Annotated in this window: 1 protein-coding gene; it reads right to left on the bottom strand. The window is 69.3% G+C overall.

Annotation, left to right across the window (positions count from 1 at the left end):
- Nucleotides 1-2615, bottom strand: a 2615-nt coding sequence (gene uvrA, locus FDZ70_09015; protein TLM70907.1) for an excinuclease ABC subunit UvrA, incomplete at its 3' end; no start/stop codon positions are given.
- Between the last annotated feature and the right edge of the window lie 107 nt (nucleotides 2616-2722).

Raw genomic sequence — 2722 nt, 5'->3', positions numbered from 1 at the left:
ACCGCGAGCAGCTGGCGCACGTCGTCGAAGTGCAGGCCGGTGGTCGGCTCGTCGAGGATGTAGAACGTCCGCCCGGTGCTGCGCCGCTGCAGCTCGCTCGCGAGCTTCACGCGCTGCGCCTCGCCGCCCGACAGCGTCGTCGCCGGCTGGCCGAGCTTCACGTAGCCGAGGCCGACGTCGTACAGCGTCTGCAGCTTGCGGCGGATCGGCGGGATGTTCTCGAAGAACGACAGCGCCTCCTCCACGCTCATCCCGAGGAGGTCGGAGACGTTCTTGCCCTTGTAGCGGACCTGGAGCGTCTCGCGGTTGTAGCGCGCGCCGTGGCACACCTCGCACGGCACGTAGACGTCGGGCAGGAAGTGCATCTCGATCTTGATCTGCCCGTCGCCCTTGCACGCCTCGCAGCGTCCGCCGGCGACGTTGAACGAGAACCGCCCCGGCGAGTAGCCGCGCGTCTTCGACTCGGGCACCGAGGAGAACAGCGAGCGCACGTCGTCCCACAGGCCCGTGTATGTGGCGGGGTTCGAGCGCGGCGTGCGGCCGATGGGCGATTGGTCGATGTCGATGACCTTGTCGATGAGCTCCACGCCCTCGAGCTTGCGGTACTTGCCCGTGCGCTGTCGCGCGCGCTGGACCGCGTTGGACAGCGCCGGCGCGAGCGTGTCGGTCACGAGCGAGCTCTTGCCCGAGCCGGACACGCCGGTGATGACGGTCATCTGCCCGAGCGGGAACTCGACGTCCACCCCGCGCAGGTTGTGCTCGCACGCGCCGAGCAGGCGGATCGCACCGCGCTGGCCGGTGTCGCGCCGGGCCTCCGGCATCGGAATCGAGCGCCGGCCGGTCAGGTACGCGCCGGTCAGCGACTCGGCGCACTCCATCATCGCCTCGGGCGGCCCGACGCAGACGACCTCGCCGCCGTGCTCGCCTGCGCCCGGCCCCATGTCGACCACGAAGTCGGCTGCGCGTATGGTCTCCTCGTCGTGCTCGACGACGATGACCGTGTTGCCGAGGTCGCGCAGCCGCTCCAGCGTGGCGATCAGCCGCGCGTTGTCGCGCTGGTGCAGGCCGATCGACGGCTCGTCGAGGATGTAGAGCACGCCCATGAGCCCCGAGCCGATCTGCGTGGCGAGCCGGATGCGCTGGGCCTCACCGCCCGAGAGCGTCGCCGTGGCGCGGTCGAGCGTGAGGTAGTCGAGCCCGACGTCCACGAGGAAGCGCAGCCGCTCGACGATCTCCTTGATGACCCGCCGCGCGATGACCTCCTCGCGCTCCGTGAGCGTCACGCCGCCGAAGAACTCCAGCGAGGCCTTCGCCGACATCGTCGTGACCTCGTGGATGTTCACGCCCCCGAACGTCACGGCGAGGATCTCGGGCTTGAGGCGCGCGCCCTTGCAGGTGTTGCACGGGATGACGCTCATGAACTCCTCGAGCTTCTCCTTGCTGCCCTCGGACTCGGTCTCCTCCCACCGGCGCGCAATGGCGTTCAGCGCGCCCTCGAAGCGCGAGTACCAGTGCGTCTCGCGCCCGTCGCGCGTGGTGTAGTCCACGCGGATGCGCGTGTCGCCCAAGCCCTTGAGGAACGCGTCCTGGACCGCCTTCGGCAGGTCCTTCCACGGCGTGCCGAGGTCGATGCCGAGGTGCGCGGCGACGGCGGCGTGCATCTGCGGGTAGTACGTCTGGCCGCTCGCGAAGGGCTTGATGGCGCCTTCGGCCACCGACAGCGTCACGTCGGGCACGATGAGCAGCGGGTCGGGCTCGAGGCGCGAGCCGAGGCCGGCGCAGTCCGGGCAGGCGCCGTACGGCGCGTTGAACGAGAAGTCGCGCGGCGCGAGCTCGTCCATCGACACGCCGTGCACCGGGCACGCGAGCGCCTGCGAGAACGGCAGCTCCTCGCCGTCGACGACGGCCACGGTGAGCGTGCCGCCGGTCAGCCGCAGCGCCATCTCGACGCTCTCGGCCAGCCGCCCGCGGATGCCGTCCTTCATCACGAGCCGGTCGATGACCACGTCGATGTCGTGCTTGTACTTCCTGTCGAGCGCGATCTCGTCTGCCAGCTCGCGCATCTCGCGGTCGATGCGCACGCGCGTGAAGCCCTCGCGCTTCAGGTCGTCGAGCATCTTGCCGTACTCGCCCTTGCGGCCCTTCACGACCGGCGCGAGCACGAGGAACTTCGTGCCCTCCTCGAGCTCGAGGATGCGGTCAACGATCTGGTCCGAGGTCTGCCGGCGGATCTCGCGGCCGCAGATCGGGCAGTGCGGGATGCCGACGCGCGCGAACAGCAGCCGCAGGTAGTCGTAGATCTCGGTGACGGTGCCCACCGTGGAGCGCGGGTTGCGGCTGGTGGTCTTCTGGTCGATGGAGACCGCCGGCGACAGGCCCTCGATGTGGTCGACGTCGGGCTTGTCCATCTGGCCGAGGAACTGCCGCGCGTACGCGGACAGCGACTCGACGTAGCGGCGCTGACCCTCCGCGTAGATGGTGTCGAACGCGAGCGAGGACTTGCCCGAGCCGGACAGGCCGGTGATCACGACGAGGCGGTCGCGGGGGATCTCGAGGTCGAAGCCCTTGAGGTTGTGCTCGCGGGCCCCGCGTATGGAGATGGATTCGAGAGGCAAAGTCGGCTCCTGTGAGAGGTCGCGGTTGCGGGCGACCTCTGAGTATACGCCGTAGGAATGGGGAGATGATCTGCGTCACGTGCGGGTCATCAAGAACAGGAGCGGCC

The sequence above is a fragment of the Actinomycetota bacterium genome, assembly GCA_005774595.1.
Classification (GTDB): Bacteria; Actinomycetota; Coriobacteriia; order Anaerosomatales; family D1FN1-002; genus D1FN1-002.
This window is presented reverse-complemented; position numbering and strand designations above follow the sequence as displayed.